Origin of the sequence: Streptomyces pseudovenezuelae, assembly GCF_001513955.1 — a bacterium.
GTDB classification, from domain to species: domain Bacteria; phylum Actinomycetota; class Actinomycetes; order Streptomycetales; family Streptomycetaceae; genus Streptomyces; species Streptomyces pseudovenezuelae.
In genome coordinates, this window is the sequence record NZ_KQ948147.1 from 109181 (window position 1) to 132686 (window position 23506).

The 23506-nt window shown below is 72.3% G+C and carries 25 protein-coding genes; 8 read left to right on the forward strand and 17 right to left on the reverse strand.

Annotation, left to right across the window (positions count from 1 at the left end; all coding sequences use genetic code 11):
- Nucleotides 1-63: 63 nt before the first annotated feature.
- The 3 genes from AQI94_RS16925 to AQI94_RS16935 are packed head-to-tail and all read left to right on the forward strand — an operon-like array spanning nucleotide 64 to nucleotide 2216.
- Complete coding sequence (locus tag AQI94_RS16925) at nucleotides 64-984, forward strand: ATP-binding cassette domain-containing protein (protein WP_031040292.1); 921 nt, start codon at nucleotides 64-66, stop codon at nucleotides 982-984.
- Between the two features lies 1 nt (nucleotide 985).
- A complete protein-coding gene (locus tag AQI94_RS16930; protein WP_031040294.1) occupies nucleotides 986-1711 on the forward strand; it encodes an ABC transporter permease in 726 nt (241 codons plus the stop codon).
- A 58-nt stretch (nucleotides 1712-1769) separates the two neighbouring features.
- Nucleotides 1770-2216 carry a hypothetical protein gene (locus AQI94_RS16935; RefSeq protein WP_031040295.1) on the forward strand — a complete coding sequence of 149 codons (447 nt, stop codon included), beginning with the start codon at nucleotides 1770-1772 and terminating at the stop codon, nucleotides 2214-2216.
- A 4-nt stretch (nucleotides 2217-2220) separates the two neighbouring features.
- Here the strand turns inward: AQI94_RS16935 and mug are convergent, their stop codons facing one another.
- From mug to AQI94_RS16985, 10 genes are read right to left on the reverse strand one after another with little or no spacing between them, the layout of a single operon-like run.
- Nucleotides 2221-2769: a G/U mismatch-specific DNA glycosylase gene (gene mug / locus AQI94_RS16940; RefSeq protein WP_031040297.1), complete on the reverse strand. Its 549-nt coding sequence runs from the start codon at nucleotides 2767-2769 to the stop codon at nucleotides 2221-2223.
- Nucleotides 2770-2782: 13 nt separating this feature from the next.
- A complete protein-coding gene (purB, locus tag AQI94_RS16945; protein ID WP_031040300.1) occupies nucleotides 2783-4225 on the reverse strand; it encodes an adenylosuccinate lyase in 1443 nt (480 codons plus the stop codon).
- A gap of 59 nt (nucleotides 4226-4284) precedes the next feature.
- The gene (locus AQI94_RS16950; protein WP_031040303.1) at nucleotides 4285-4626 is read right to left on the reverse strand and encodes a DUF4326 domain-containing protein; all 342 of its coding nucleotides are present in this window, start codon (nucleotides 4624-4626) and stop codon (nucleotides 4285-4287) included.
- A 7-nt stretch (nucleotides 4627-4633) separates the two neighbouring features.
- Nucleotides 4634-5407: an SGNH/GDSL hydrolase family protein gene (locus AQI94_RS16955; RefSeq protein WP_031040305.1), complete on the reverse strand. Its 774-nt coding sequence runs from the start codon at nucleotides 5405-5407 to the stop codon at nucleotides 4634-4636.
- 56 nt (nucleotides 5408-5463) lie between these two features.
- Complete coding sequence (locus tag AQI94_RS16960; RefSeq protein ID WP_031040306.1) at nucleotides 5464-6477, reverse strand: hemolysin family protein; 1014 nt, start codon at nucleotides 6475-6477, stop codon at nucleotides 5464-5466.
- The gene (locus AQI94_RS16965) at nucleotides 6474-7799 is read right to left on the reverse strand and encodes a hemolysin family protein (RefSeq protein ID WP_031040309.1); all 1326 of its coding nucleotides are present in this window, start codon (nucleotides 7797-7799) and stop codon (nucleotides 6474-6476) included. The genes AQI94_RS16960 and AQI94_RS16965 overlap by 4 nt, the downstream gene beginning before the upstream one ends.
- Before the next feature lie 49 nt (nucleotides 7800-7848).
- On the reverse strand, nucleotides 7849-8274 hold the full coding sequence (locus AQI94_RS16970; RefSeq protein WP_031040312.1) for a GNAT family N-acetyltransferase: 426 nt from the start codon (nucleotides 8272-8274) through the stop codon (nucleotides 7849-7851).
- Nucleotides 8271-9224 carry an LLM class F420-dependent oxidoreductase gene (locus AQI94_RS16975; protein ID WP_225890206.1) on the reverse strand — a complete coding sequence of 318 codons (954 nt, stop codon included), beginning with the start codon at nucleotides 9222-9224 and terminating at the stop codon, nucleotides 8271-8273. Before AQI94_RS16975 ends, AQI94_RS16970 begins: the two co-directional genes overlap by 4 nt.
- A 49-nt stretch (nucleotides 9225-9273) precedes the next feature.
- Nucleotides 9274-11841 carry an FtsX-like permease family protein gene (locus AQI94_RS16980; RefSeq protein ID WP_031040320.1) on the reverse strand — a complete coding sequence of 856 codons (2568 nt, stop codon included), beginning with the start codon at nucleotides 11839-11841 and terminating at the stop codon, nucleotides 9274-9276.
- Between the two features lie 4 nt (nucleotides 11842-11845).
- A complete protein-coding gene (locus AQI94_RS16985; protein ID WP_031040321.1) occupies nucleotides 11846-12640 on the reverse strand; it encodes an ABC transporter ATP-binding protein in 795 nt (264 codons plus the stop codon).
- A 222-nt stretch (nucleotides 12641-12862) separates the two neighbouring features.
- Between AQI94_RS16985 and AQI94_RS16990 the strand changes: the two genes are divergently transcribed.
- Together AQI94_RS16990 and AQI94_RS16995 are read left to right on the forward strand one after the other, a co-directional pair.
- Nucleotides 12863-13087, forward strand: a complete 225-nt coding sequence (locus AQI94_RS16990) for a hypothetical protein (protein WP_031040323.1) — start codon at nucleotides 12863-12865, stop codon at nucleotides 13085-13087.
- A complete protein-coding gene (locus AQI94_RS16995; protein ID WP_031040326.1) occupies nucleotides 13084-13458 on the forward strand; it encodes a hypothetical protein in 375 nt (124 codons plus the stop codon). Before AQI94_RS16990 ends, AQI94_RS16995 begins: the two co-directional genes overlap by 4 nt.
- Here AQI94_RS16995 and AQI94_RS17000 read toward each other — a convergent pair whose 3' ends face one another.
- The gene (locus AQI94_RS17000) at nucleotides 13459-14145 is read right to left on the reverse strand and encodes a class I SAM-dependent methyltransferase (protein WP_031040329.1); all 687 of its coding nucleotides are present in this window, start codon (nucleotides 14143-14145) and stop codon (nucleotides 13459-13461) included. It lies immediately after the preceding gene.
- 77 nt (nucleotides 14146-14222) lie between these two features.
- Nucleotides 14223-14909: an esterase/lipase family protein gene (locus AQI94_RS17005; RefSeq protein WP_031040332.1), complete on the reverse strand. Its 687-nt coding sequence runs from the start codon at nucleotides 14907-14909 to the stop codon at nucleotides 14223-14225.
- A 118-nt stretch (nucleotides 14910-15027) separates the two neighbouring features.
- Here AQI94_RS17005 and AQI94_RS17010 point away from each other — a divergent pair, with 118 nt between their 5' ends.
- Entirely contained in the window at nucleotides 15028-17238 is a 2211-nt protein-coding gene (locus AQI94_RS17010; RefSeq protein ID WP_225890218.1) for a helix-turn-helix domain-containing protein, read from the forward strand.
- A gap of 7 nt (nucleotides 17239-17245) precedes the next feature.
- On the opposite strand, the gene bioD is transcribed toward AQI94_RS17010, so the two are convergent.
- Genes bioD through bioB form a run of 3 tightly spaced genes read right to left on the reverse strand, consistent with a single transcriptional unit; the run spans nucleotide 17246 to nucleotide 20412 of the window.
- Nucleotides 17246-17962 carry a dethiobiotin synthase gene (gene bioD / locus AQI94_RS17015; protein ID WP_062229794.1) on the reverse strand — a complete coding sequence of 239 codons (717 nt, stop codon included), beginning with the start codon at nucleotides 17960-17962 and terminating at the stop codon, nucleotides 17246-17248.
- Nucleotide 17963: 1 nt separating this feature from the next.
- Nucleotides 17964-19247, reverse strand: coding sequence for an adenosylmethionine--8-amino-7-oxononanoate transaminase (locus AQI94_RS17020; protein ID WP_031039792.1), 1284 nt, complete (start codon nucleotides 19245-19247; stop codon nucleotides 17964-17966).
- A complete protein-coding gene (gene bioB, locus AQI94_RS17025; RefSeq protein ID WP_031039793.1) occupies nucleotides 19240-20412 on the reverse strand; it encodes a biotin synthase BioB in 1173 nt (390 codons plus the stop codon). Before bioB ends, AQI94_RS17020 begins: the two co-directional genes overlap by 8 nt.
- Nucleotides 20413-20561: 149 nt before the next feature.
- On the opposite strand from bioB, the gene AQI94_RS17030 reads away from it, so the two are divergent.
- Nucleotides 20562-21689 carry an 8-amino-7-oxononanoate synthase gene (locus AQI94_RS17030; RefSeq protein WP_031039794.1) on the forward strand — a complete coding sequence of 376 codons (1128 nt, stop codon included), beginning with the start codon at nucleotides 20562-20564 and terminating at the stop codon, nucleotides 21687-21689.
- A 40-nt stretch (nucleotides 21690-21729) separates the two neighbouring features.
- Here the strand turns inward: AQI94_RS17030 and AQI94_RS17035 are convergent, their stop codons facing one another.
- Together AQI94_RS17035 and AQI94_RS17040 are read right to left on the reverse strand one after the other, a co-directional pair.
- Nucleotides 21730-21951: a DUF397 domain-containing protein gene (locus AQI94_RS17035; protein WP_031039795.1), complete on the reverse strand. Its 222-nt coding sequence runs from the start codon at nucleotides 21949-21951 to the stop codon at nucleotides 21730-21732.
- Nucleotides 21952-21960: 9 nt separating this feature from the next.
- A complete protein-coding gene (locus tag AQI94_RS17040) occupies nucleotides 21961-22821 on the reverse strand; it encodes a helix-turn-helix domain-containing protein (RefSeq protein ID WP_031039796.1) in 861 nt (286 codons plus the stop codon).
- 213 nt (nucleotides 22822-23034) lie between these two features.
- On the opposite strand from AQI94_RS17040, the gene AQI94_RS17045 reads away from it, so the two are divergent.
- Nucleotides 23035-23493: an ATP-binding protein gene (locus AQI94_RS17045; RefSeq protein ID WP_031039797.1), complete on the forward strand. Its 459-nt coding sequence runs from the start codon at nucleotides 23035-23037 to the stop codon at nucleotides 23491-23493.
- Nucleotides 23494-23506: the final 13 nt, after the last annotated feature.

Consider the following 23506-nt stretch of genomic DNA (forward strand, 5'->3'; position numbering starts at 1 on the left):
GGGGAGCCGGACTCCACCCGCGGGGGAGGCCCCGCCCCCGCCGCACCGGCCAGGCTGCTGCTCATGACCAGCATCGAAGTCCAGTCCCTCACCAAGGAGTTCGGCACCCGACGAGCCGTGGACGACCTCACCTTCCGTGTCCTGCCGGGCCGGGTCACCGGCTTCCTCGGACCCAACGGCGCCGGAAAGTCCACCACCATGCGGCTCGTCCTCGGCCTGGACCGCCCGACCTCCGGGACGGCCACGATCGGCGGCCGCGCCTACGCCACGCTCGACGAACCCCTGCGCCACGTCGGCGCCCTGCTCGACGCCCAGGCCGCGCACGGCTCCCGCACCGGCCGCGACCACCTGCGCACCCTGGCGTCGAGCAACCGCATCCCCGACCACCGGGTCGACGCGGTGCTGGCGGAGACGGGGCTGGCCCCGGTCGCCCGGCGCCGGGTGCGGACGTACTCCCTCGGCATGCGGCAGCGGCTCGGCATCGCGGCCGCCCTGCTCGGCGACCCCGGTGTGGTCATGCTGGACGAGCCCTCGAACGGCCTCGACCCCGAAGGCATCATCTGGATCCGCGAGTTGCTGCGCCGGCTGGCCGCGGAGGGCCGCACGGTGCTGGTCTCCAGCCACCTCATGAACGAGACCGCGTCCTTCGCCGACCACCTCGTCGTCCTGGGCCGGGGGCGGCTGCTCGCCGACACACCGATGCGTGAGTTCATCCACGCACGCGTGCGGCCCGGCGTCCGCATCCGCACCACGGACCCCACCGCACTCAAGAGCGCCCTCGCCCGGCACGGCCATGACGCCGTGGAACACGAGGACGGCCACTGGACCGTGCAGCACGCACGCGTGGACGAGATCGGCGCCCTCGTCTCCGCAGCGGGCGTCCCCCTCCTCGAACTGGCCGCGGAGGAAGCCACCCTGGAGCAGGCCTACCTCGACCTGACCTCCGCCGAGACCGAGTTCACCGCACACCCCCAGGAGGCCTGACATGCCCTTCGCCCCCGTTCTGCGCTCCGAGTGGCTGAAGATCCGTACGCTGCGCTCGCTGCTCGGCGCCCTGTTCGCCCTGTTCGCGGCGACCACCGGGTTCTCCGCGATCGCCGGAGTCTCCGATCCCTCCGACCCCGGGTCCGACCCCCTGTTCATGGCGCTGTCCGGGGTCGCGCCCGGCCAGATCGCGGCCATCTCCTTCGGCGCCATGGCGGTGTCCTCGGAGTTCCACGGGGGTGGGCTCCGGCTGTCGCTGGCCGCGGTGCCGCGGCGCGGGCGGTGGTTCGCCGCGAAGGCGACGGCCATCGCCGTCCCCACGCTGGTGGTCGGCCTTGTCACCGCCTGCGCCGCGCTCGTCGTGGCACGGGCCGGTCTCGGCGCGGCGGCGAGCGGTCTCAGCACCGGTGAACAAGTACGCGGTGTCGTCGGCTGCGCGACCTACCTCACCCTCATGGCGCTGCTGGCCGCCGGTCTCGCGGCGGTGCTGCGCAGCGGGGTGGCGGCGCTCTCGCTGCTCATCCCGTTCGTCCTGGTCGTGTCGTTCGTGATCGGCGACGTGGCCGGCGGGGTCACCGACTTCATGCCGGACCGGGCGGGCCAGATCGTCCTGTACGAGACGCCCGAGGGCACGCTGGGACCGTGGACGGGCCTCGCGGTCACCGCGGCCTGGGCCGCCACGGCCCTCGCCGCGGGGGCCTGGAGCCTACGGCACCGGGACGCCTGAGAGGGCACATCGCCTGACGCCCCGCCAAATGTCAGTGGCGGCCGGTTTACTGGATCACATGGACAGTGCGAAGTACCTCGCCGCCATCGACTCGCTGTGCGCCCGGGACCTGACCGCGGCGGACGGCGAGTCGGGCGCATACAGGTCGGGGCCCGGTTACCGCATCGAGTCGTTAGAGGTCAGCCACGGGACGCGGGACGCGGACGCGGCACCGCGGATGGCGGTCGTGGGGGACTTCTACGCCCTGAAGAGCCGCATAGGCCAGGAGCTGGACGACCGCTGGGGCAGGCAGCAGCGGCCCTGGGGCATGGGCACGCTCAAGCTGCGCCTCGACCGCGGTGAGGAGATACCCGAGCCCTGGTTCACGACGAGCATCGTGACGGACGACCTCGACCTGTGGCAGCCTCCGGGCTCGGACCGCTGGATCGCCCTCGGCGTGGGCTACCGGGACGAGGCCGACGAGGTCCATGTCCTCGCCGTCGTTTCGGACATCGACCCGGTGTGAACCGCTAGCCCTGCTCCGCCGCCACCCGCAGCCGGGCGAACTCCTCCGCCATCGTCGCCGCGGTCCAGTGCGCGTTGAGACCGCTCGGATTGGGCAGCACCCACACCCGCGAGTCCCCGATCGTCCGCTCCTGCGGCCCGACCACCGCCTTCTTGTCGTCGAAGGCCGCCCGGTAGGCGGTGACCCCCACGACGGCCAGCCAACGCGGCCCGAGCCGCGCCACCTTCTCCGCCAGCAGCCGTCCGCCCTCGCGGTACTCCTCGGCACTCAGCTCGTCCGCCCGCGCGCTCGCCCGGGCCACCACATTGGTGATCCCGAGCCCGTACGACAGCAACTCCCGCTGCTCCGAGGGCTTCAGCAGCCTCGGGGTGAAGCCGGACAGATGGAGCACCGGCCAGAACCGGTTGCCCGGCCGGGCGAAGTGATGCCCCGTCGCGGCCGTCATCAGACCGGGGTTGATGCCGCAGAACAGCACACGGAGACCGTCCGCGACCACGTCCGGTACCAGACGGTCGCGGGCGGCCTCCAGCTCCTCGGGGGTGAAGCGCGTCATCGCGTGCGGCGGCTCAGAGGATCGCCCCGGGCGTGTAGCCCGCGGCCGCCGGGTGCTGCTTGACGATCTCCTCGATCCGGCCGACGACGACGGCGACCTGGTCGGCCGCGGCGCCCGTGAAGGACAGCTTGTCCGCCATCAGCGCGTCCAGCTGGGCGCGGTCGAGCGGAATGCGCTCGTCGGCGGCCAGCTTGTCGAGCAGCTCGTTGCGCTCGGCACCCTGCTCCCGCATCGCCAGGGCGGAGGCGACGGCGTTCTCCTTGATCGCCTCGTGCGCCACCTCACGGCCGACACCCGCGCGGACCGCGCCCATCAGCACCTTGGTCGTGGCGAGGAAGGGCAGGTAACGGTCCAGCTCGCGCGCGACGACGGCCGGGAAGGCGCCGAACTCGTCGAGCACGGTGAGGAAGGTCTCCAGCAGGCCGTCGAGCGCGAAGAACGCGTCCGGCAGCGCGACCCGGCGCACCACCGAGCAGGACACGTCGCCCTCGTTCCACTGGTCGCCCGCCAGCTCGCCCGTCATCGACGCGTAGCCGCGCAGGATGACCATCAGGCCGTTGACGCGCTCGCAGGAGCGGGTGTTCATCTTGTGCGGCATCGCCGAGGAGCCGACCTGGCCCGGCTTGAAGCCCTCGGTCACCAGCTCGTGCCCGGCCATCAGACGGATCGTCTTCGCCAGCGAGGAGGGAGCCGCCGCCAGCTGCACCAGCGCGGTGACGACCTCGTAGTCCAGGGAGCGCGGGTAGACCTGGCCGACCGAGGTGAACGCCTGCGAGAAGCCCAGGTGACCGGCGATCCGCTGCTCCAGTTCGGCCAGCTTCGACGCGTCCCCGCCCAGCAGGTCCAGCATGTCCTGCGCGGTGCCGACCGGGCCCTTGATGCCGCGCAGCGGGTAGCGGGCGAGGAGCTCCTCGACCCGGCCGTACGCCACGAGCAGCTCGTCCGCGGCGGTCGCGAAACGCTTGCCGAGGGTGGTGGCCTGCGCGGCCACGTTGTGCGAGCGGCCGGCCATGACCAGCTCGGCGTACTCGCCCGACAGCTTGCCGAGGCGCGCCAGGACGGCCACCGTGCGGTCGCGGACGAGCTCCAGGGAGAGGCGGATCTGGAGCTGCTCGACGTTCTCCGTGAGGTCCCGGGAGGTCATGCCCTTGTGGACCTGCTCGTGCCCGGCGAGGTCGTTGAACTCCTCGATCCGCGCCTTCACGTCGTGCCGCGTGACCTTCTCGCGCTCGGCGATCGAGGCCAGGTCGACGGTGTCCAGGACCCGCTCGTAGTCGGCGAGGGCCTGCTCCGGCACCTCGATCCCGAGGTCCTTCTGGGCCCGCAGCACGGCGAGCCAGAGCTGACGCTCAAGCCTCACCTTCTGCTCGGGCGACCAGAGCGTGGCGAGCTCGGCGGAGGCGTAGCGTCCGGCGAGGACGTTGGGGATGCGGGGCTTGGCGGGAGCGGAAGTCACGTGTACGGATTCTACTGGCGATTCCTGCAGGCCAGCGTCAGGGTCCCGTTCGTCGGAACCTACGAGAGCTCCTGCGCGAGTTCCGCCAGGACCTCGGCATGGCACGGTTCGGGCGCGCACCAGCAGGCCAGGGCCTTGCCGCGAAGCCCGGGCAGCAGAGCGAGCAGATCCGGCCGCCCCAGCAGATGGGCCCGGTACTTCGCCATCACCTCGGCCCGCGTGCCGTCCCGGTGGCGCGCGGGGGTGTCGTAGGCGAAGGGGTTGTACAGCGGGTGCTTCGGCAGGTCCCAGCCGCCCAGGGTCCAGCGACGGCCGACGTAGACGAGGTCGGCGGGCGCGTGTTCGAGCCGGGGGCCGTACTCGTGGATACGGCCCCTGACGTTGACCACGCGCGTGTGCACGGCGTCCTCAGTGCTCGTACGGCAGGAGGTCGGGGCGCTTCGGGGGCAGACCGTCGCCCGAGGAGCGGCCCGTCAGGCGCCGGCCGATCCAGGGCAGCAGATATTGACGGGTGAACCGTACGTCGGCGATCCGGCGGGCCAGCCAGGGCGGCGGCACGGTGGCCGGCAGCGGCGTGCGCCACTCCGTGTCCTCCGGGTCGTAGCCGAGGGTCTGCCACACGGCCTCGCAGACCCGGCGATGGCCCTCGGCCGTCAGGTGCAGCCGGTCCACGTCCCACATCCGCTGGTCGGACAGCGAGGCCGCGCCGTACAGGTCGACGACCACCGCGCCGTGCCGTGCGGCGAGTTCGTCGACGACCGTGAACAGTTCCTCCATGCGGGGCCGGAAGCGCGCCTGGACCGGGCCCTGGCGGCCGGGGCTGTGCATCAGCACCAGCTGCTTGCAGGACGGGGCCAGCCGCTCCACGGCCGCTGTCAGCAGATCGCGGACGCGGACCATGTCGCACTTGGGCCGCAGGGTGTCGTTGAGGCCGCCCACCAGCGTGATCACGTCCGGCTGCATCGCCGCCGCGACGTCGACCTGCTCCTCGACGATCTGCTGGATCAGCTTGCCGCGCACGGCGAGGTTGGCGTAGCGGAAGCCGGGTGTCACGGCGGCCATCCGGCCCGCGAGGAGGTCGGCCCAGCCCCGGTAGGAGCCGTCGGGCAGCAGGTCCGACATGCCCTCGGTGAAGGAGTCGCCGACCGCGACCAGGCTGGAGTAAGTGGGATTCGTCTGCATGGCGGAAGAAATGGTAACGCGCTCACATACTTACCGGTCGGTGGGTTCGGACACCCTCACACCTGCTGTCCGAACAGCTCCCGCAGCACGTCCTCCATCGTCACCAGCCCCGCCAGCCGTCCGTCCGCGCCGAGCACCGCCGCCAGGTGCGTCCGGCTGCGCCGCATCGCCGTGAGCACGTCGTCCAGGGGCGTGCTCTCCCGGATCCGCGCGATCGGCCGCATGTCCCGCACCGGGAACGGCAGATCCCGCGGCGAGGCGTCCAGCGCGTCCTTGACGTGGAGATAGCCGACGATCCGGCGCCCCTCGTCCACCACCGGGAACCGCGAGAACCCGGACTCGTTCGACAGCGCCTCCAGCTGCTCCGGGGTGACACCCACGCGCGCGTAGACCACGCTTTCCAGGGGCAGCACCACGTCCCGTACGGGGCGCCGGCCCAGCTCCAGCGCGTCGTGCAGCCGCTCCCGCGCACGCTCGTCGATCAGCCCCGCCTCGCCGGAGTCCCGCACGATCCGCGCCAGCTCGGCGTCCGAGAACGTGGCCGTGACCTCGTCCTTGGTCTCCACGCGCAGCAGCTTGAGCAGGGCGTTCGCGAAGGCGTTGACCGCGAAGATCACCGGGCGCAGCCCGCGCGCCAGCGTGACCAGCGGCGGCCCCAGCAGCAGCGCGCTGCGCACCGGCTCCGCCAGCGCGATGTTCTTCGGGACCATCTCGCCGAGCAGCATGTGCAGATAGGTCGCCAGGGTCAGCGCGATCACGAAGGACACCGCGTGCCCGGCGCTCTTCGGCACCCCCACCGCGTGGAACACCGGCTCCAGCAGATGCGCGATCGCCGGCTCCGCGACCACACCCAGCACCAGCGTGCACAACGTGATCCCGAGCTGCGCGGCCGCCATCAGCGCGGAGACGTGTTCCAGCCCCCACAGCACGCTCTTCGCACGCCGGTCGCCCTGCTCGGCATAGGGCTCGACCTGGCTCCGGCGCACCGAGATCAACGCGAACTCGGCCCCGACGAAGAAGGCGTTCACCACGAGCGTCGCCAGACCGATCAGCAACTGGACGGCGGTCATCGCTCGGTCCTCTCTCCGGCCAGGGGCGCGTGCAGCAGCACTCGTGCGGCCCTGCGTCCCTGCGCGTCCGTCACGTCGAGCCGCCAGCCGGTGACCTCCACCGAGTCGCCGACGGCCGGAATCCGGCCCAGTTCCGTCGCCAGCAGTCCGGCCAGCGTCTCGTACGGGCCCTCGGGAGCCCGCAGGCCCACGCGGGCGAGCTGGTCGATGCGGGCCGAGCCGTCCGCCCGGAAGGTCTCCCTGCCGTCCTCGTCGGTGCCCGCCGGGGCGAGGTCGGGTGTCTCGTGCGGGTCGTGCTCGTCGCGCACCTCGCCGACGACCTCCTCGACGATGTCCTCCAGCGTGGCCACGCCCGCCGTACCGCCGTACTCGTCGATGACGACGGCCATCGTGCGCTTGCCGGAGAGCCGGTCCAGGAGCCGGTCCACGGTGAGCGACTCGGGCACCAGCAGCGGCTCGCGCAGCAGCTCGGCGACCGAGGCGCGGGGGCGGCGGTCGGCCGGGACCGCCAGGATGTCCTTGATGTGCGCGATGCCGACGACCGAGTCCAGGCTGCCGCGGTAGACGGGGAACCGGGACAGCCCGGTGGCGCGCGTCGCGTTCGCCACGTCCTCGCAGGTCGCCTGGACGTCCAGGGCGATCACCTGCACCCGCGGGGTCATCACGTTCTCCGCGGTCAGGTCGGCGAGGTTGAGCGTGCGGACGAACAGCTCGGCGGTGTCCGCCTCCAGCGCGCCCGCGCGGGCGGAGTGCCGGGCCAGCGCGGCCAGCTCCTGCGGCCCGCGCGCGGAGGCCAGCTCCTCGGCGGGTTCCAGGCCGAAGCGGCGCACCACCCGGTTGGCCGTGTTGTTGAGATGGGTGATGAAGGGGCGGAAGGCGGCGCTGAACCAGCTCTGCGCGGTGCCCACCCGCTTGGCCATGGCCAGCGGCGAGGAGATCGCCCAGTTCTTGGGCACCAGCTCGCCGACCACCATCAGGAAGACGGTCGACAGCGCGGTGCCGAGCACCAGCGCCAGCGACCGGGACGTGGACGACGAGAGCCCGAGCGACTCCAGGGGCCCCGCGATCAGCGCCGCGATCGACGGTTCGGCGAGCATGCCGACGACCAGATTGGTCACGGTGATCCCGAGCTGCGCCCCGGACAGCTGGAACGTCAGATTCCGTACGGCTTTCAGGGCGCCGGACGCACCCCGCTCACCGCGCTCCGCCGCCCGCTCCAACTGGCCGCGCTCCACCGTGGTCAGCGAGAACTCCGCGGCCACGAAGGCACCGCAGGCCAGCGAGAGAAGGATCGCCACCAGCAGGAGGAGCACTTCGGTCATCGGGTCACCTCCGTCCCATGATCGGACAGGGTCCCCAGGATCGCCCGTCCTAGCCGGCGAGGGGCTTCACCCAGCGCCGCCACTTTTCCTCGGGCGCATACCCCGCCGCGCGCCAAGCGTGCTGTGCCGTCTCGTTGCGCACCAGCACCATCGCGTCCCCGCGCCGCCCGCCGAGCCGCACGAACCGCTCCTCCGCGGCCGTGAGCAGCGCCGCCCCGATGCCCCGCCGCCGGCGCTCCGGGTGCACCGCGAGCCGGTACAGATGGCACCGCCAGCCGTCGAAGCCCGCGATCACCGTGCCGACGAGTTCGCCGTCGAGCTCGGCCAGGATCAGCGCCTCGGGGTCCCGGGCGACCAGCCGCTCCACGCCGTCCCGGTCGTCGCTGATGCTCGTCCCCTCGGCGGCAAGCTTCCAGAAGGCCAGCACGGTGTCGAGGTCGCCGGGCGTCGCGGCCCGTATGCGCAGGTCGGTCATACGCCGATCCCATCACGCCCGGCGGCCCGGCACCCGCGGTTCCGGCATCCGGACAGGCCCTGGCGGCCCCGCAGGTGCGCCATCACGGGAGCGAACGCCTCCATGGACGCCTCCAGCACCGTCAGATAGGTGAAGCCGTACCGCTCGCGCTGCGCCAGCACCTGCGCGACGATCTCCTCGACCGTGCCGATCAGCATGATGGGCAGCTCCAGGGCCTGCCGGAGGGTCAGGTCCGGCAGCCGGTGCAGGAACGGGGTGGCGACGGCCTCGCGGTCGTCGGTGACGACCACCGTCTGGATGAGCAGGTTCAGTTCGGCCGGCTCCTTGCGCCCCTCGGCGAGGCGCAGATAGTGCGCGACTCGCTCGTCGAGCTGCTCGGCGGTGGTCGGGGTCACCTTGCCGGTCGGGTCGCCCGGCACCAGGGTCGCCCCGGTGAAGGCCGCGATGTCGGCGTGCTCGGCGGACAGCTTGAGCACCCGGTTGCCGATCCCGCCGATCAGCAGGGGCACCCGGGGCCGCTGCACGGGCTGCGGCACATGGTCCGCCGAGGACAGCAGCCGCTCCAGCTCCTCGACCGTGCGCCGCAGATGGTCCACCCGCTCGCCCGGCGAGCCGAACGGCAGCCCCGCCCGGTCGTGCTCGGACCGCACATAGCCGGTGCCCAGGCCGAGTTCGAGGCGGCCGCCGGTCAGGGCGTCCACCGTGGCCACCTCACGGGCGAGCAGGGCCGGGTTCCAGAACCCCGCGTTGAGGACGAACGTGCCGAGCCGTGGCCGCTCGGTGACCTCCGCCGCCGCGACCAGCGCCGGGAACGGCGCGATCTTGCCGAGATGGTCGGGGACCAGGATCACGTCGTAGCCGAGTTCCTCGGCCCGACGGCACTTGGAGCGCCAGTCCTCGTCGGTGGCGGCGGCGGTCAGGTTGACGGCGAAACGGAAGGGGCGGGGCATGAACTCTCCTCAGCAGCAAGCGACTTGAGTTGTCTGCCCCGCGATTGCATCACTCGTGCGCGATCGCCGCCAGTACGTTCATGCGCGAGGCGCGCAAGGCCGGCAGCAGCGCCGCCACGATCCCCACCACCGCCGACCCGACGACGACCGCGACGATCGTGCCCCACGGGATTGCCAGCGCGTTCAGCCCCTGGAGCGCCAGCACCTGCTGGGTGCACACCCCCCACACCAGCCCCAGGGCGAGCCCGAGCACCGCGCCGAACACGGCGATGACCACCGACTCCAGCCGGATCATCCGCCGCAGCTGACGCCGGGCGAGCCCGATGGCGCGCAGCAGCCCGATCTCCCGGGTGCGCTCCACGACCGACAGGGCGAGGGTGTTGACCACTCCCAGCACCGCGATGACGATCGCGAGCCCGAGCAGCGCGTACACGAGGTAGAGCAGCACGGCGATCTGGTCGTGGACCAGGTCCTTGTAGTCGGCGAGGTCGCGCACCTGGACCTGCGGATACGGGTCGAGTGTCTTCTCCAGGCCCGCGCGCAGCCGGTCGGCGTCCGTGCCGGGGGCGGCGTTGACGTACAGCGCGGAGTCCTGGCCGCCCGGCGCGAACCGCTCCAGGGTGGACAGGCCGAAGTAGATACCGCCCTGCGTCCCGAACCCGTCAGCGGAGTCCTGGTCGGTGAGGGCGCCCACGGTCAGTTCGGTGCGACGCCCGCCCTGGAACTCGACGGGGATCCTGCTGCCCACCCTCACGTGGTGGTCGCGCGCGAAGTCCAGGTCCATGGCCAGGTGCCCGGAGGCGAGCGCGGCCGCGGTGTCGCCCTGCGCGTAGGTGATGTGCGCGACCTCGTCGAGCTGCGGGTCGTACCCGGCGGCCGTGGTCTCCACGCGCCTGCCGTCCGGCAGCCGTACGGCCACGGGGGCGAACCTCGACCGTACGACGAGCCCGGCGCCCTCGGTCCCGCGCACCGCGTCCGTGACCTCCTGCGGGAACGGCAGGAAGTTGCCGTTCTGCACGACGAAGTCGGCGCCCAGCGTCTTGTCGATCTGGTCGTCGAAGGACTTGGACATCGAGGCGCTGGCCACGGACATCCCGCCCACCAGGGCGAGACCGACCATGAGGGCGGCCGCGGTGGCGCCGGTGCGGCGGGGGTTGCGCAGGGCGTTGCGCTGGCTCATCCGCCCGACCGGGCCGAAGAGGGCCGGGAAGGCTCCGCCCAGCACCCGGATCACCGGCCGCACCAGCAGCGGTCCGGCGATCACGGTGGCCAGCAGCGTCAGGACGACACCGAGGCCGAGGAGAGAGGCCGCGGACGCCGTCTTCGACGAGGTGACACAGCCCAGCAGGGCGGCCGCGCCCGCCGCGCCGACGATCCCGCCCACGATCGCCCGCACGCGCAGCGGCTTTCCGATCCCGGCGATCTCGGCGTCCGCGAGGGCCGCCATGGGGGAGACCCCGGCCGCGCGCCGGGCCGGGAGATAGGCGGCGACGAAGGTGACGCCCACGCCGACGACGTAGGCCGCGACGGGGGTTCCCCAGCCGATGACCATCTCGCCGGTGCGGATGTTCATGCCGAAGGCGTTCATGAGCGCGATGAGCCCGACGGCGAGCCCGATGCCCGTGCCGAGCCCGACCGTGGAGCCGACCAGCCCGAGCAGCGTGGCCTCGGTCAGCACCGAGCGGCGGACCTGGCGCCGATCGGCGCCGAGCGCGCGCAGGAGGCCCAGCTCACGGGTGCGCTGGGCGATCAGCATGGAGAAGGTGTTGACGATCAGGAAGATGCCGACCAGGACGGCGATGCCCGCGAAACCGAGCATGACGTACTTGACGACGTCGAGGAATCCGCCCAGCTGGTCGACGTCCGACTTCGCCTGCTCCTCGGCGGTCCGGTACTCGTAGGTGCCCGTCCCGAGCGCGGCGGACACGCGCTGCTTGAGCTGGTCGTTGCTGACCCCCTCGGCGGCGTCGACCGAGATGCTGGTGGCGGCCCCGGCGGAGCCGAGCAGCTTCGTCTGAGCGGTCGGCGGGTCGAGGTACAGCAGCGTGGCACCGGGGTTGGTGGTGGTGAACGTGACGATGCCGACGATCCGCACCTTGAACGAGCCGGGCGGCGCGATCACGGTGAGCGGGTCGCCGAGGTGCAGCTTTTTGCGGTCGGCGGTCTCCGAGTCGAGCAGCGCCTCGGCCGGACCGTGCGGGGCGTGGCCGGAGGTGAGCTTCACGGGGCTGCGCGAGGTCGGGTTCCAGTCGGTGCCGATGGTGGGGGCACCGGTGGTCGAACCCACCGACTCGTTCTCGGCGTCGGCGACGGTGATGCCGTCGTCCTCGGCGTCGAAGCGCGCGGCACCGACCCCGTCGACCCGGGCGACCCGGTCCGCGAGCGCGGCCGGCAGGGTGGCCGTCGTGCCGGACGGGATGGCCTCGCTCAGGTCTTCCTTGGGGCTGATCGTGAGGTCGGGCGCGGTCGAGGCGAAGAGCCGGTCGAAGGTGCGGCTCAGGGTGTCGGAGAAGATCAGGCTGCCCGAGACGAACGCCACGGACAGCACCACGGCCAGCGCGGAGAGCAGCAGCCGTCCCTTGTGGGCGAGAAAACTGCGCAGTGTCGCCTTCAGCACGGGGTCAGCCCTCGTCGGTGTCGGCGTCGACCTGGCCGCGGATCACGTCGAAGCGCTTCATGCGCTCCAGGACGGCCTCCGCGGTGGGGCGTTCCATGCTGTCCACGATCCGTCCGTCCCCGAGGAAGAGCACCAGGTCGGAGTGGGCGGCGGCACCCGGGTCGTGGGTGACCATGACGACGGTCTGCCCGAGCTGGTCGACGGCCTCGCGCAGGAACCCGAGGACCTCCAGGCCGGCCCGTGAGTCGAGGTTGCCGGTCGGCTCGTCCGCGAAGATCAGCTCGGGCCGGGAGGCGAGCGCCCGGGCGCACGCGACGCGCTGCTGCTGACCGCCGGAGAGCTGTGCGGGGCGGTGCTTGAGGCGGTCCCGCAGGCCCAGGGTGTCGATGACCTGGTCCAGCCACTTCTCGTCGGGCTTCTTGCCCGCGATGTCCATGGGCAGGGTGATGTTCTCGGCCGCGTTCAGCGTCGGGATCAGGTTGAACGACTGGAACATGAACCCGATCCGGTCCCGGCGCAGCCGGGTCAGCTCGCGCTCCTTGAGCCCGGTGATCTCGGTGCCGCCGAGCCACACCTGTCCGGCCGACACGGTGTCGAGACCCGCCAGGCAGTGCATCAGGGTGGACTTCCCGGAGCCCGAGGGCCCCATGACCGCGGTGAAGCGGCCCCGCGCGATCTCCACGTCCACCGCGTCCAGGGCGATCACGGCCGTCTCGCCGGAGCCGTACGCCTTGGTCAGACCGCGGGCGCGGGCCGCGATCGCCTCGGCCGGGGCGGGCTCCGCAGCAGCTGTGGACAAGGCTCTCTCCTCGCTAGTGGGCGGCGTTCGCGCACGGTGCTCGCGGACCGGATGGTCCTCATCCGGCCGAGGGTAATGTGATCCACCCCACACCGGATATCCCCCGTGGGGTCGAGACGGTCTCCATCGCAGGTCGGGCACCCGATGTCGATGTAAGGGGCACATTTCACCCGCCCCCGGCGCCCCTTGCCGTTGCTAGCACTTCGGCGCTAGCTTCGAGGTATGGCGAAGACTCAGTTGAACGTGCGGGTGGACGAGGGCACCGCCCGCGCCGCCCGTGAACGTGCCCTCGCCCGCGGCGTGAGCGTCAACCGCTACATCGAGGAACTGGTCAGGAAAGACACCGGCGAGGCGGGCCAGGCCTTCGTGGAGGCCGCGGCCGACTTCATGAAGCAGTACGAGTCCGTGTTCGCGGAGGAGTTCGGCAAGGACCACGAGACTCGTTGAGCGATCTGCACATCGACCTCGCCTGGCTCCTGATGCTCGCGGAGCAGAAGACCCCGGGCGATCCCCAGGTCGCCGACTGGGGCGCGCTGGTCGCCGCCGTGGCACGCCACCAGGCGGAGATCTTCGACATCCCGGTCTACGACAGTCCGCACCTGCGCGCCGCCGCGCTTCTGCAACTCCTCATCCATGTGCCGGCGTTGGAGCGCACCAATGTGCTGTTCGCCTGCGCGGTGGGGTACGCCTATCTCGTCGCGAGCGGGCTCAGGGTCGTCACCTCGCCCGAACTCGTCCGGGATCTCGCCAAGGTGGCCAAGAAGGGCGACGCCTCGGTGCACGACATCGCCCGCGAGCTGCGGAGATGGACTCTCTGATCAGCCCTCCCGCGGCGGCCGCCAGGCGGTGCCCAGCACACAGAAGGACGTGGGAAGTGTCGGCCCCTTCTCCGGCATCGACACCCGCCGGTAGGGGCCGAGTTCGAACCCGGCCGCCCGCAGGGCCGCGACCGGGTCACGGCCCAGATGGCAGCCGCCGTTCAGCGGCGGCCACAGCGTGCGGTCCAGGGCGCGCTGGGTGAAACGCATCGCCGGGCCGCCGCCCCTGCCGTGCTCGAAGAACCGCACGACCCCGCCGGGCCGCAGCACCCGCCGCACCTCGCCGAGCGCGCGCGGCACCTCGCGCACGCTGCACAGCACCAGTGAGATCACCACGGCGTCGAAGGCCTCGCTCTTGACGGGCAGCGCCTCCGCCGCTCCGGGGACCACGTCGACCGGCACCTCCGAGCGCAGCGCGGACTCCACCGCCAACTGCCGCAACCGGCGCTCCGGTTCGATCGCCACGACCTCGGAGACCGTGCGGGGATAGTGCGAGAAGTTCAGGCCGTTGCCCGCGCCGATCTCGATCACCCGCCCGGACAGCCCGGCGAGCAGCCGCTCCCGCACACCGGCCATGCCCATCCGGGTCTCGGCGGCGACGCTGAGCCGGGCGTAGTACCGGGCGAACAGCGGATGGTGGACGGGGTCCCGGCACACCTTGCCGGAACCGGCGGACCGCAGCGCCATGGCAGCCTCCCTCACCGGACAGGACTGGCCTCACAGCGATTGTCCCCCGCGGGACCCCGTCGTACCCCTGCGGGGACTCACCCGACGAAGTCGCGCACCTGCTCGTAGACGCCGTGGTCGTTGTTCATGTCGGTGTGCGAGACGCAGCCGACCTCGACGTTCGTGGCCCCGCCGAGGATCGCCGTGGTGTCGGGGGTGAGGGCCTCGTCGCAGTTGGACCAGTAACTGGCGTACGCGACGCCGCCCGGCGTCTCGTCACCGGAGTTGAGGGCCGTGAGGAAGGAGCTGCCGGTGTACATCTCCGCGCACGAGGTGTACAGCCACGAGCACCAGGACGCCGTGGTCGTGCCGTGGTTGACGCCGGCGGCCGAGACGAAGTCGTCCACGTACGCGGTGCCGCCGAGGTTCTTCAGGTAGTAGCGGGCGCTCAGCGCGCCCATCGAGTGGGTGACCAGGTCGACCTTCGAGGCGCCGGTCGCCCTGAGCACCCGCTGGACCTCGCTGGCCAGCTGCTGGGCGGTGGTCACGTTCGACTGCGACCAGCTGTACGACCAGGCGTCGAGCTCGGACGCGCTGTAACCGTCCGCCTTGAAGTCGGCGATCCAGTCGTCCCAGCTGCTCGCGTCACTGCTGAGCCCGTGCACGAAGACGACGGGGTTGTGGGTCGCCGCGTGTGCGGGGACCGCGGCGAGGGGGAGTGCCAGAAGGAGAGAAGTGACCACGGCCGTGCCGGCCGCGGCGATGCGACGCCCGAAGCGCTGCATGATGCCTCCTGAAACGGGTGGGGTTGTCAGGAGTGTCAGCGGGGGTCTACGCGCGCCGCATCGGTGAAGTCGCCGGTCTTTACGGGTCAATTAACTCGCCAGTAACGTGAGTTGTGTGGTGACTCCGGTGAACCCTCCGCATCAGACCCGCACTTCGCCACCGCAGCCCGTGATATCGGCCCTCCCCGAGGGCGTCAGGGTGCGGCTGCTGCATTCCGTTTACGGCGATCGGCGCGCCGCCGCCGAACTCGTGACGCGGCTGACCGGCCGTCAGTCGACCGGCCTGGACCCGCTCCCCACCGACCCCGCCGACCTGGCGCCCGCCCTGCTGCGCGCGCTACGCGCGCAGATCCGGGCCCTGCCCGACGACACCCGTCTCCTCCTGCTCCTCGCGGCGGCCGACCAGTATCCGGTCGCCACCCACGCCTTCCTGCGAGCCGTCACCGCCGCCCGCCTCGACACCCGCCCGCTGGAGACCGCGGAGGCGGCCGGCGTGGCCCACTCGGGGGCGGACGGAGTCGTCTTCCGGGACGCCTGGACGAGGATCGCCGCGTACGAGTCCGGCTCCCCGGCCGACCGCCGTGACGTGCACCGGCTGCTGGCCCGCGTGCTGCACGGCGCCGGCGAGACACCCCGCCGGTCCTGGCACCGCGGCGCGGGTGCCCTCGGTCCCAGCGGACGGCTCGCGGCGGAGCTGCGCGGCTCCGCGGACAAGGCCCGCGCCGGCGGTCGGCCGGATCTGGCGCGCGCCCTCCTGGAGCGGGCCGCCGCCCTCGGCACGGACCCCGCGCAACGCTCGCGCCTGCTGACACGTGCCGCCCTGGACGCCTGGAACGCGGGCGACGGCGACCGGGCGCGCACGCTCGCCGCCGGCGGCACCGCCGACGAGGCCCTCGGCGGCCTGTTCGCGCTGCGCGCGGGGAACGCGACGGAGGCGTTCGACGGTCTGCTGACGGCGCTGATCCACCGGCCGAGACCCGCCCACCCGCCGAGAGGGAACGGTTCTTCAGGCGGTGAGGAGCCGGACGATCCCGCCCGCCACCTCCTCGCCCGTGCCACCGAGGCCGCCATCTACACCGGTGACCTGCGCCGCTGCCGGGAGGCCGCCCGCCTCGCCGACCGGCTCGGGATCGCACCGCCCGGCACGCTCGGCGGACTCGCGGCCGCCTTCGAGGGGCGCTACGAGGACGCCCGCGACCTCCTGCGCGCGGCGGCCGGGCGCTGCGGCCCCGGCGGCGACCCCACCCTCCTGGTCCACGCGGGCATCGCCGCTCTGATGCTCGGCGACCACACCGGCGCCGCCACCGCGACCCTCCGGGCCGCGGCCTCGGCCCGGGCCCGGGGCACGAGGGCCGTCATGGCACAGGCCATGGAGTTCCGTGCCTACGCCGACTTCTGGACCGGCCGCCCGCGGGCCGGACAGGCGGCGGCGACGGAGGCCCTGCACCAGGCGTACGCCACCGGACAGGACAACGGCGCCTGTCACCTCCAGGCCGCCCTCGCCATGTTCGCGGCGATCACCGGAGACGCCGACGTCTGCCGCGAACGCGCCGCCGCCGCCCGCTCCTACGCCCTCGCCCGGGGCCTCGGCCTGCCCGCCGCCCTCGCCCAGTGGGCGCTCGCCTTCCTCGACCTCACCGACGGCCGCTTCGCCGGAGCGGCGGCCCGGCTGCGCGCCCTCGCCGGGTTCGGCCCCGGCCACGGCCACCGGGCCATCCGGCACCTGGCCACCCCGCACTACGTCGAGGCCGCCGCCCGCACCGACGACACCCGGATCGCCCGAGCCGCCCACGCCGACTACCACCGCTGGGCGACGGCCGTACGCAGCCCCGACGACCTCGCCCTGAGCGCCCGCTGCCGTGCCCTGCTGACCCCCGGTGAGGAGGCGGTCGAGCACTACCGCACCGCCCTCGACCACCACGCCCAGGGCACCCGGGACTTCGAACGCGCCCGCACCGAGCTGCTGTTCGGCAGTGCTCTGCGCCGGCTGCGCCGCCGCCCGGAGGCGCGCGACCGGCTCCGCAGCGCCCTGGAGGCCTTCGAGCACTTCGGAGCGCCCCACTGCGCGGCGCGGGCCCGCGCCGAGCTCCGCGCGCTAGGCGCCCCCGCGGCGCCGACGCACGCCGTGAACCCGGCCGCACGTCTCACCGCCCAGCAGTTGCTGGTCGCCCGCATGGTCGCCGAGGGCGCCACCAACCGCGAGATCGCCGCCCGTCTGGCGCTCAGCCCGCGCACCATCGACCACCATCTGCGGGGCGTCTTCACCCGGTTGGGCATCCGCTCCCGCATCGAACTGGTGCGTCTCATCGCGGAGAGCGAGGTCCCCTGAAGACGTCTCAGGGCGCCTCGCGCACCCCGAACGCCTCCGCGTCCCACGTCCCGTCCAGCCGTGGTGCCAGCCAAGCCGGCGCCGCGGCCCGGAAGTCGGCGGGGTCCAGCCGACCGGCACCGGCCGGGAGGGCGCCGAGCAGCGGGGCTCCGGACACCTCCGGCAGATCCCCGAGATTGCAACGCGAGGCGAGATCCGGGGAGTCGGGCCAGCTGCCGATCACCACACCCGCCAACTCCAGTTCACGGCGCCGGAGTTCACGGGCCGTCAGCTCCGTGGTGTTGAGCGTGCCCAGGCCCGCCGCCGCCACGACCAGGACCGGCGCCCGCAGCAGCAGTGCCGCGTCGGCCAGGGTCCCGCCCTCGTCGTCGAAGCGGACGAGCAGCCCGCCCGCCCCCTCCACCAGCACCAGATCGTGCTCGACGGCCAGCTTGGCGGCGGCCTCGGCGACCTCCGCCGGGTGCACCGGCCGGAGAGCCGCCCGCCGCGCGGCCGTCGCCGGGGCCAACGGCTCGGGAAAGCGGGCGAGTTCGGCCTTCGTCACGGCGCCCGCGAGCCGCGCCACCTCGTCGGCGTCCCCGGGCTCGTCCGGCCGTACGCCGGTCTGCGCGGCCTTCAGGACGGCGACCGTCCGTCCGGCGGCGAGCGCGGCGGCGGCGACGGCGGCCGTGGTGACGGTCTTGCCGACCTCCGTGCCCGTCCCCGTGATCACCAGTACCGGCATGTCATCCCTCCCGGGCGGCGGCGCACACCGCGCGCGCGATCCGTGCCACGTCCCCGTCACCCGTGACGTAGGGCGGCATCGTGTAGACGAGGTCGCGGAACGGCCGCAGCCACACGCCCTCGCGCACTGCGGCCTCCGTCGCCGCCTTCATGTCGACGTCGTGGTCCAGCTGCACGACCCCGATGGCGCCGAGGACCCGTACGTCCTTCACACCCGGCAGCTCACGGGCCGGCGCCAGCCCCTCCCGCAGCCCCGCCTCGATGCGCTTGACCTCGGCGAGCCAGTCCTGCCCGAGCAGCAGCCCGATCGACGCACAGGCCACCGACGCGGCCAGCGGGTTGCCCATGAAGGTGGGGCCGTGGGCCAGCACCGGGACCTCGCCCCGCGAGATGCCGTCGGCCACACGCGGCGTGCACAAGGTCGCCGCCATCGTCAGGTAGCCGCCGGTCAGCGCCTTGCCGACGCACATCACGTCCGGCGTCACCGCCGCGTGCTCGGCGGCGAACAGGGCGCCCGTGCGGCCGAACCCGGTCGCGATCTCGTCGAACACCAGCAGCACGTCATGCGCGTCGCAGGCCTCGCGCAGCACCCGCAGATACGCGGGGGAGTGGAACCGCATCCCGCCCGCACCCTGCACCACCGGCTCCACGATCACCGCGGCCAGTTCGTCCGCATGCTGCTCGACCGCCGCGCGCAGCTGTTCGGCGTACGACTCCTCGTACCCGGCCGGGGGCGCGTCCACGAAGACCTGGCGGGGCAGGACCCCGGACCACAGCCCGTGCATCCCGCCCTCGGGGTCGCACACCGACATCGGCTGCCAGGTGTCACCGTGGTAGCCGCCACGCCAGGTCAGCAGCCGCTGCTTGCCCGGACGGCCCAGCGAGCGCCAGTACTGCAGGCACATCTTCACCGCGACCTCGACCGACACCGACCCCGAGTCGGCCAGGAAGACATGCTCCAGGCCGTCAGGAGACATGTCGACAAGGAGCTTCGCGAGCCGGACCGCGGGCTCGTGGGTGAGCCCGCCGAACATCACATGGCTCATCCGCCCGAGCTGCTCCCGCGCGGCCTCGTTCAGCACCGGGTGGTTGTATCCGTGGATCGCCGACCACCAGGAGGACATGCCGTCCACGAGTTCACCGGAGGGGGTGCGCAGCCGCACCCCGCTCGCCGACTCCACGACGAGCGGGTCGACCCGGCCGGGCATCGGACCGTACGGATGCCACACATGCCGCCGGTCGAGCGCCAGCAGCTCCGGTACGGGCAGGCCGGGCAGATCAGGCATTGGGCGCGAGATCCGTTCCGGCGCCTCGACGGCGTACGGCGACGAGATCGGTCCGCGCCTCGTTGGCGGGGGCGGCCGGGGCCGCCGTACCGCAGACGCCGCCGCCCTCGTGGGACCCGCAGCCAGCGGACTCGTGCGAGCCGCAGCCGCCCCCGGCCGTCGCCCGGTGCTCCGGCAGGGTCACCTCGCCCGCGCCCTCCACCTCGAAGCCGGCGTCGGCGATCATCTCCAGGTCGGCCTTGCCGGCCTGGCCCTCGGTGGTGAGGTAGTCGCCGAGGAAGATCGAGTTGGCGAGGTTCAGGGCGAGGGGCTGCATCGTGCGCAGATGTACCTCGCGGCCGCCGGCGATACGCACCTCGACGTCCGGGCAGACGAAGCGGACCATCGCGAGGATGCGCAGGCAGCGCTGCGGGGTGAGGTTCCACTCCTTGGCCAGCGGGGTGCCCTCGACCGGGATCAGGAAGTTCACCGGAACCGAGTCGGGGTCCAGCTCGCGCAGCGAGTAGACGACGTCGACCAGGTCCTCGTCGCTCTCGCCCATGCCGGCGATCAGACCCGAGCAGGCGGACAGACCGGCCGCGTGCGCCTTGGTCACGGTGTCGACCCGGTCGGCGTAGGTGTGGGTGGTCGTGATGTCGCCGTAGGTCGACTCGGACGTGTTGAGGTTGTGGTTGTAGGCGTCCGCACCCGCCTCGCGCAGCCGCTCGGCCTGGCCGTCGGAGAGCAGACCGAGACAGGCGCACACCTCGACGCCCTCGTTCTGCTCCTTGATCGCCTTGATGGTGCCGGCGACCCGGTCCACGTCACGGTCGGTCGGACCGCGCCCGGACGCCACCAGACAGACCCGCTTGGCGCCGCCCGCGAGGCCGGCCGCCGCGGCCTGGGACGCCTCGTCCGGCTTGAGCCAGGTGTACTTCAGGATGCCGGTCGAGGAGCCCAGCCGCTGGGAGCAGTAGGAGCAGTCCTCGGGGCACAGCCCGGACTTCAGGTTGACGAGATAGTTGAGTTTCACCCGCCGTCCGAACCAGTGCCGGCGCACCTTTCCGGCCGCGGCCACCACGTCGAGCAGGTCGTCGTCGGAGGTGGCCAGCACGGCCAGCGCCTCCTCGCGGGTCGGCAGCTCGCGCCGAAGCCCCTTGTCCACCAGCGTGTTCAGCAGGTCCATGAGAGCCGATCCTGTCCTACGGACCCGCTTCCGGCCAAGGTAGGGATCGAACAACTCACCCGCTTTGACGTGTGGGTATTGCCACACCGTGGGTAGCGTTTGCTGCCGCTAGGGTCTGTCCGTTGTCTACAAAAGCCCCGGAGGACCCCATGGCGTTCGGCTGGATCGACGAGCAGGCGGCGGCGCGCCGGCGGGCCGGACTCGTACGGACCCTGCGGCCACGCCCGGCCGACTCGCCGCTGCTCGATCTCGCGAGCAACGACTACCTGGGCCTGGCCCGTCATCCCGAGGTCGTGGCGGGCGCCGTAGCCGCCGCGCGGACCTGGGGCGGCGGCGCCACCGGGTCCCGGCTCGTCACCGGCACCACCGAGCTGCACAGCGAACTCGAACGCGAACTGGCCGACTTCTGCGGCTTCGAGGCCGCGCTGGTCTTCTCCTCCGGTTACGCGGCCAACCTCGCCGCCGTCACCGCCCTCGCGCCGCACGGCTCGCTGATCGTCTCCGACGCGGGCAACCACGCCTCCCTCATCGACGGCTGCCGGCTGGCCCGCGGCACCACCCAGGTGGTGGCGCACGCCGACCCGGACGCGGTGCGCAAGGCGCTCGGCACCCACGAAGGACCCGCCCTCGCGGTGTCCGACACGGTCTTCTCGGTCGACGGCGACGCGGCTCCCCTGGCCGGCCTAGCCGAGGCATGCCGGGAGCACGGCGCGGGCCTGGTCGTCGACGACGCCCACGGCGTGGGTGTGCTCGGCGCCGGCGGCCGCGGGGCCCCGCACGCGGCGGGACTCGCGGGCGCCGACGACGTGGTCGTCACGGTCACGCTGTCCAAGTCGCTCGGCAGCCAGGGCGGCGCCGTCCTCGGCCCCGCACGGGTCGTCGAACACCTGGTCAACGCGGCACGGACGTTCATCTTCGACACCGGTCTGGCCCCCGCCGCGGCGGGGGCCGCCCTCGCGGCCCTGCGGCTGCTCGGCCGTGAGCCCGAGCGGGCCACGCGTGCGCGCGAGGTGGCGACCGCACTGCACGCACGCCTGACCGCCGCGGGTCTGGAAGCGGTACGTCCGGACGCCGCGGTGGTCTCCGTGCGCGCGCCCTCTCCGGAGGAGGCCGTTCAGTGGGCGGCCGACTGCCGTGCCGCCGGGCTCTTGGTGGGCTGTTTCCGGCCCCCTTCCGTGCCCGACGGCATCTCACGGCTCAGGCTGACCGCCCGCGCGGACCTCTCCGAGGAGCAGATCGAACGCGCTGTACGAGTGATCGGCGGAACACGACCATGAGTCGGCGTGACACGGCCGTGCGCCGAACGGACGGAAACGGTCAGAACGCGCGGACGAAGCCCGCCCAGCTCTCGGGGGAGAAGAGCAGCGCGGGTCCGTCCGGGTCCTTGGAGTCGCGTACGGCGAGCAGCCCGGCACACGGCCCGGCCGACGGCCTCGCTGTCTCGACGCAGTTGTTCGCCCCGGTGCTGTAGCTGCTGCGCAGCCAGCGCACTTCGGGCAATCGGGTACTGGAGATTACGTTCCGAGGCAATGCGGACATGGTGCCTCCTTACGCGCCGTCACCCATCCCGGCGAGGTAATCCAACGAGTCCTCGGGCGAAAGGGCGTGGATCCGAAGGGTGTTGAAGGCCTCGGTGTAGGCCTGGAGGTCTTCTTTCCGTTCGAGGTAGAGGCTACTCGTCAAGTGGTCGAGAACAACCACATCCAGATCAGAAGTGCGCGAAAATGAGAAGATTACGAAAGGCCCAGTGATACCCACATGCGCCCCGGCAGTGAACGGCAGTACCTGCAGCCGCACTTGAGGAAGCCGCGCAGCCTCCAGGAGCCGCTCGCGCTGACGGGCCATCACCTCGGGACCGCCGACCTCCCGCCGCAGCACCGCCTCGTCCAGGACCGCGCTCAACTCCAGGGGCGGCTGCGCCCGAAGGATGTCCTGCCGGGCCAGCCGGACCTCGACCAGCGCGTCGAGACGTTCGTCGTCGAGACCGTCCACCGCGGCCCGGGTCACCGCGCGGGCGTACTCGGGCGTCTGGAGCAGTCCCGGTACGACCGAGGTCTCCAGCGTGCGCATCGCGCTCGCCTGGGACTCCAGACTGATGAAGTCCCGGTACGTCGGCGGCAGGACGCCCCGGTACGCGTGCCACCAATGGTGCCGGCCGCCGCCCTCGTCGGAGCCCGCCAATACCAGCAGCAGCTCCCGCAGATTCGCGTCCCCCACGCGGTAGGCGTCGAGAAGTAACCGCACATCGGCCGGTTTCACCCCGCTGGCACCGGTCTCGATGCGGCTCACCTTCGACTGGTGCCAGCCCACGAGCCGGGCCGCCTCACCGCTGGTGAGCCCCGCACCGGCGCGCAACGCACGCAGTTCGGCGCCCAGTTTCCGCCGGCGCACCGCGGGGCCGTGCTGCATGCGCTCCTCCTTACTCCTTATGAGCCGCCCAAATACGGTCTCGCGTCGCAGAGTTCACCGCTTCGAGCGACAGATATATGCACATCTTGGTGGATCGGCACCCGTCACAGCCTCCGTGATGGCACTCTGGCGATGAACCACCAGTCCGGGACCGTACTCGAACCATCCGCACCGTGTCGGACTCCGGTCCCGTGGGAAAGGGACGACGTCGCCATGGCAGACCACCTGGAAGCATCCGTCACTCTGCCGAGCGAACCCGCCTCGGTCTCCGCGGCCCGCACCTATGTCCTGAGCACACTGGCGGAGTGGGGGCTGCCGTCCACCACGGACGCCGCCGAAACCGTCCGCCTCATCGTCTCCGAACTCGCCACCAACGCCGTACAGCACACCTTCGGGCAGTCACCCACCTTCACGGTGGACATCGAGCTGGACCGTGACGAACAGCTGCGCATCGGGGTCACCGACAGCCACCCCCGCTTCCCCAAGCGGCTGCCCGCCGCGGTCCAGCAGGACAACGGACGGGGAATGGTGATCATCCGCTGGCTCGCCGCAGAGAGTGGCGGCAGGCTGAGAGTCAGGCCCACCCGGGAGGGCGGCAAGACCGTCTCCATCGAACTCCCGTGGACGGTACCGGCGGAGCCGGTCACCGCCGTGGGGCAGCAGGAGCCGTAGAAACGTCAGTTCG

What these genes read in the sequence shown, in the direction of transcription:
- AQI94_RS16955 (WP_031040305.1), bottom strand. Translation starts at nt 5,407, where the DNA reads ATGCAGACGAATCCCACTTACTCCAGCCTGGTCGCGGTCGGCGACTCC.
- AQI94_RS16930 (WP_031040294.1), top strand. Translation starts at nt 986, where the DNA reads ATGCCCTTCGCCCCCGTTCTGCGCTCCGAGTGGCTGAAGATCCGTACG.
- AQI94_RS17005 (WP_031040332.1), bottom strand. Translation starts at nt 14,909, where the DNA reads ATGCAGCGCTTCGGGCGTCGCATCGCCGCGGCCGGCACGGCCGTGGTC.
- AQI94_RS17045 (WP_031039797.1), top strand. Translation starts at nt 23,035, where the DNA reads ATGGCAGACCACCTGGAAGCATCCGTCACTCTGCCGAGCGAACCCGCC.
- AQI94_RS16970 (WP_031040312.1), bottom strand. Translation starts at nt 8,274, where the DNA reads ATGACCGACCTGCGCATACGGGCCGCGACGCCCGGCGACCTCGACACC.
- AQI94_RS17020 (WP_031039792.1), bottom strand. Translation starts at nt 19,247, where the DNA reads ATGCCTGATCTGCCCGGCCTGCCCGTACCGGAGCTGCTGGCGCTCGAC.
- bioD (WP_062229794.1), bottom strand. Translation starts at nt 17,962, where the DNA reads ATGCCGGTACTGGTGATCACGGGGACGGGCACGGAGGTCGGCAAGACC.
- AQI94_RS17040 (WP_031039796.1), bottom strand. Translation starts at nt 22,821, where the DNA reads ATGCAGCACGGCCCCGCGGTGCGCCGGCGGAAACTGGGCGCCGAACTG.
- AQI94_RS16925 (WP_031040292.1), top strand. Translation starts at nt 64, where the DNA reads ATGACCAGCATCGAAGTCCAGTCCCTCACCAAGGAGTTCGGCACCCGA.
- AQI94_RS17035 (WP_031039795.1), bottom strand. Translation starts at nt 21,951, where the DNA reads ATGTCCGCATTGCCTCGGAACGTAATCTCCAGTACCCGATTGCCCGAA.
- AQI94_RS16965 (WP_031040309.1), bottom strand. Translation starts at nt 7,799, where the DNA reads ATGACCGAAGTGCTCCTCCTGCTGGTGGCGATCCTTCTCTCGCTGGCC.
- mug (WP_031040297.1), bottom strand. Translation starts at nt 2,769, where the DNA reads ATGACGCGCTTCACCCCCGAGGAGCTGGAGGCCGCCCGCGACCGTCTG.
- AQI94_RS16975 (WP_225890206.1), bottom strand. Translation starts at nt 9,224, where the DNA reads ATGCCCCGCCCCTTCCGTTTCGCCGTCAACCTGACCGCCGCCGCCACC.
- AQI94_RS16990 (WP_031040323.1), top strand. Translation starts at nt 12,863, where the DNA reads ATGGCGAAGACTCAGTTGAACGTGCGGGTGGACGAGGGCACCGCCCGC.
- bioB (WP_031039793.1), bottom strand. Translation starts at nt 20,412, where the DNA reads ATGGACCTGCTGAACACGCTGGTGGACAAGGGGCTTCGGCGCGAGCTG.
- AQI94_RS17030 (WP_031039794.1), top strand. Translation starts at nt 20,562, where the DNA reads ATGGCGTTCGGCTGGATCGACGAGCAGGCGGCGGCGCGCCGGCGGGCC.
- AQI94_RS16935 (WP_031040295.1), top strand. Translation starts at nt 1,770, where the DNA reads ATGGACAGTGCGAAGTACCTCGCCGCCATCGACTCGCTGTGCGCCCGG.
- AQI94_RS17000 (WP_031040329.1), bottom strand. Translation starts at nt 14,145, where the DNA reads ATGGCGCTGCGGTCCGCCGGTTCCGGCAAGGTGTGCCGGGACCCCGTC.
- AQI94_RS16960 (WP_031040306.1), bottom strand. Translation starts at nt 6,477, where the DNA reads ATGACCGCCGTCCAGTTGCTGATCGGTCTGGCGACGCTCGTGGTGAAC.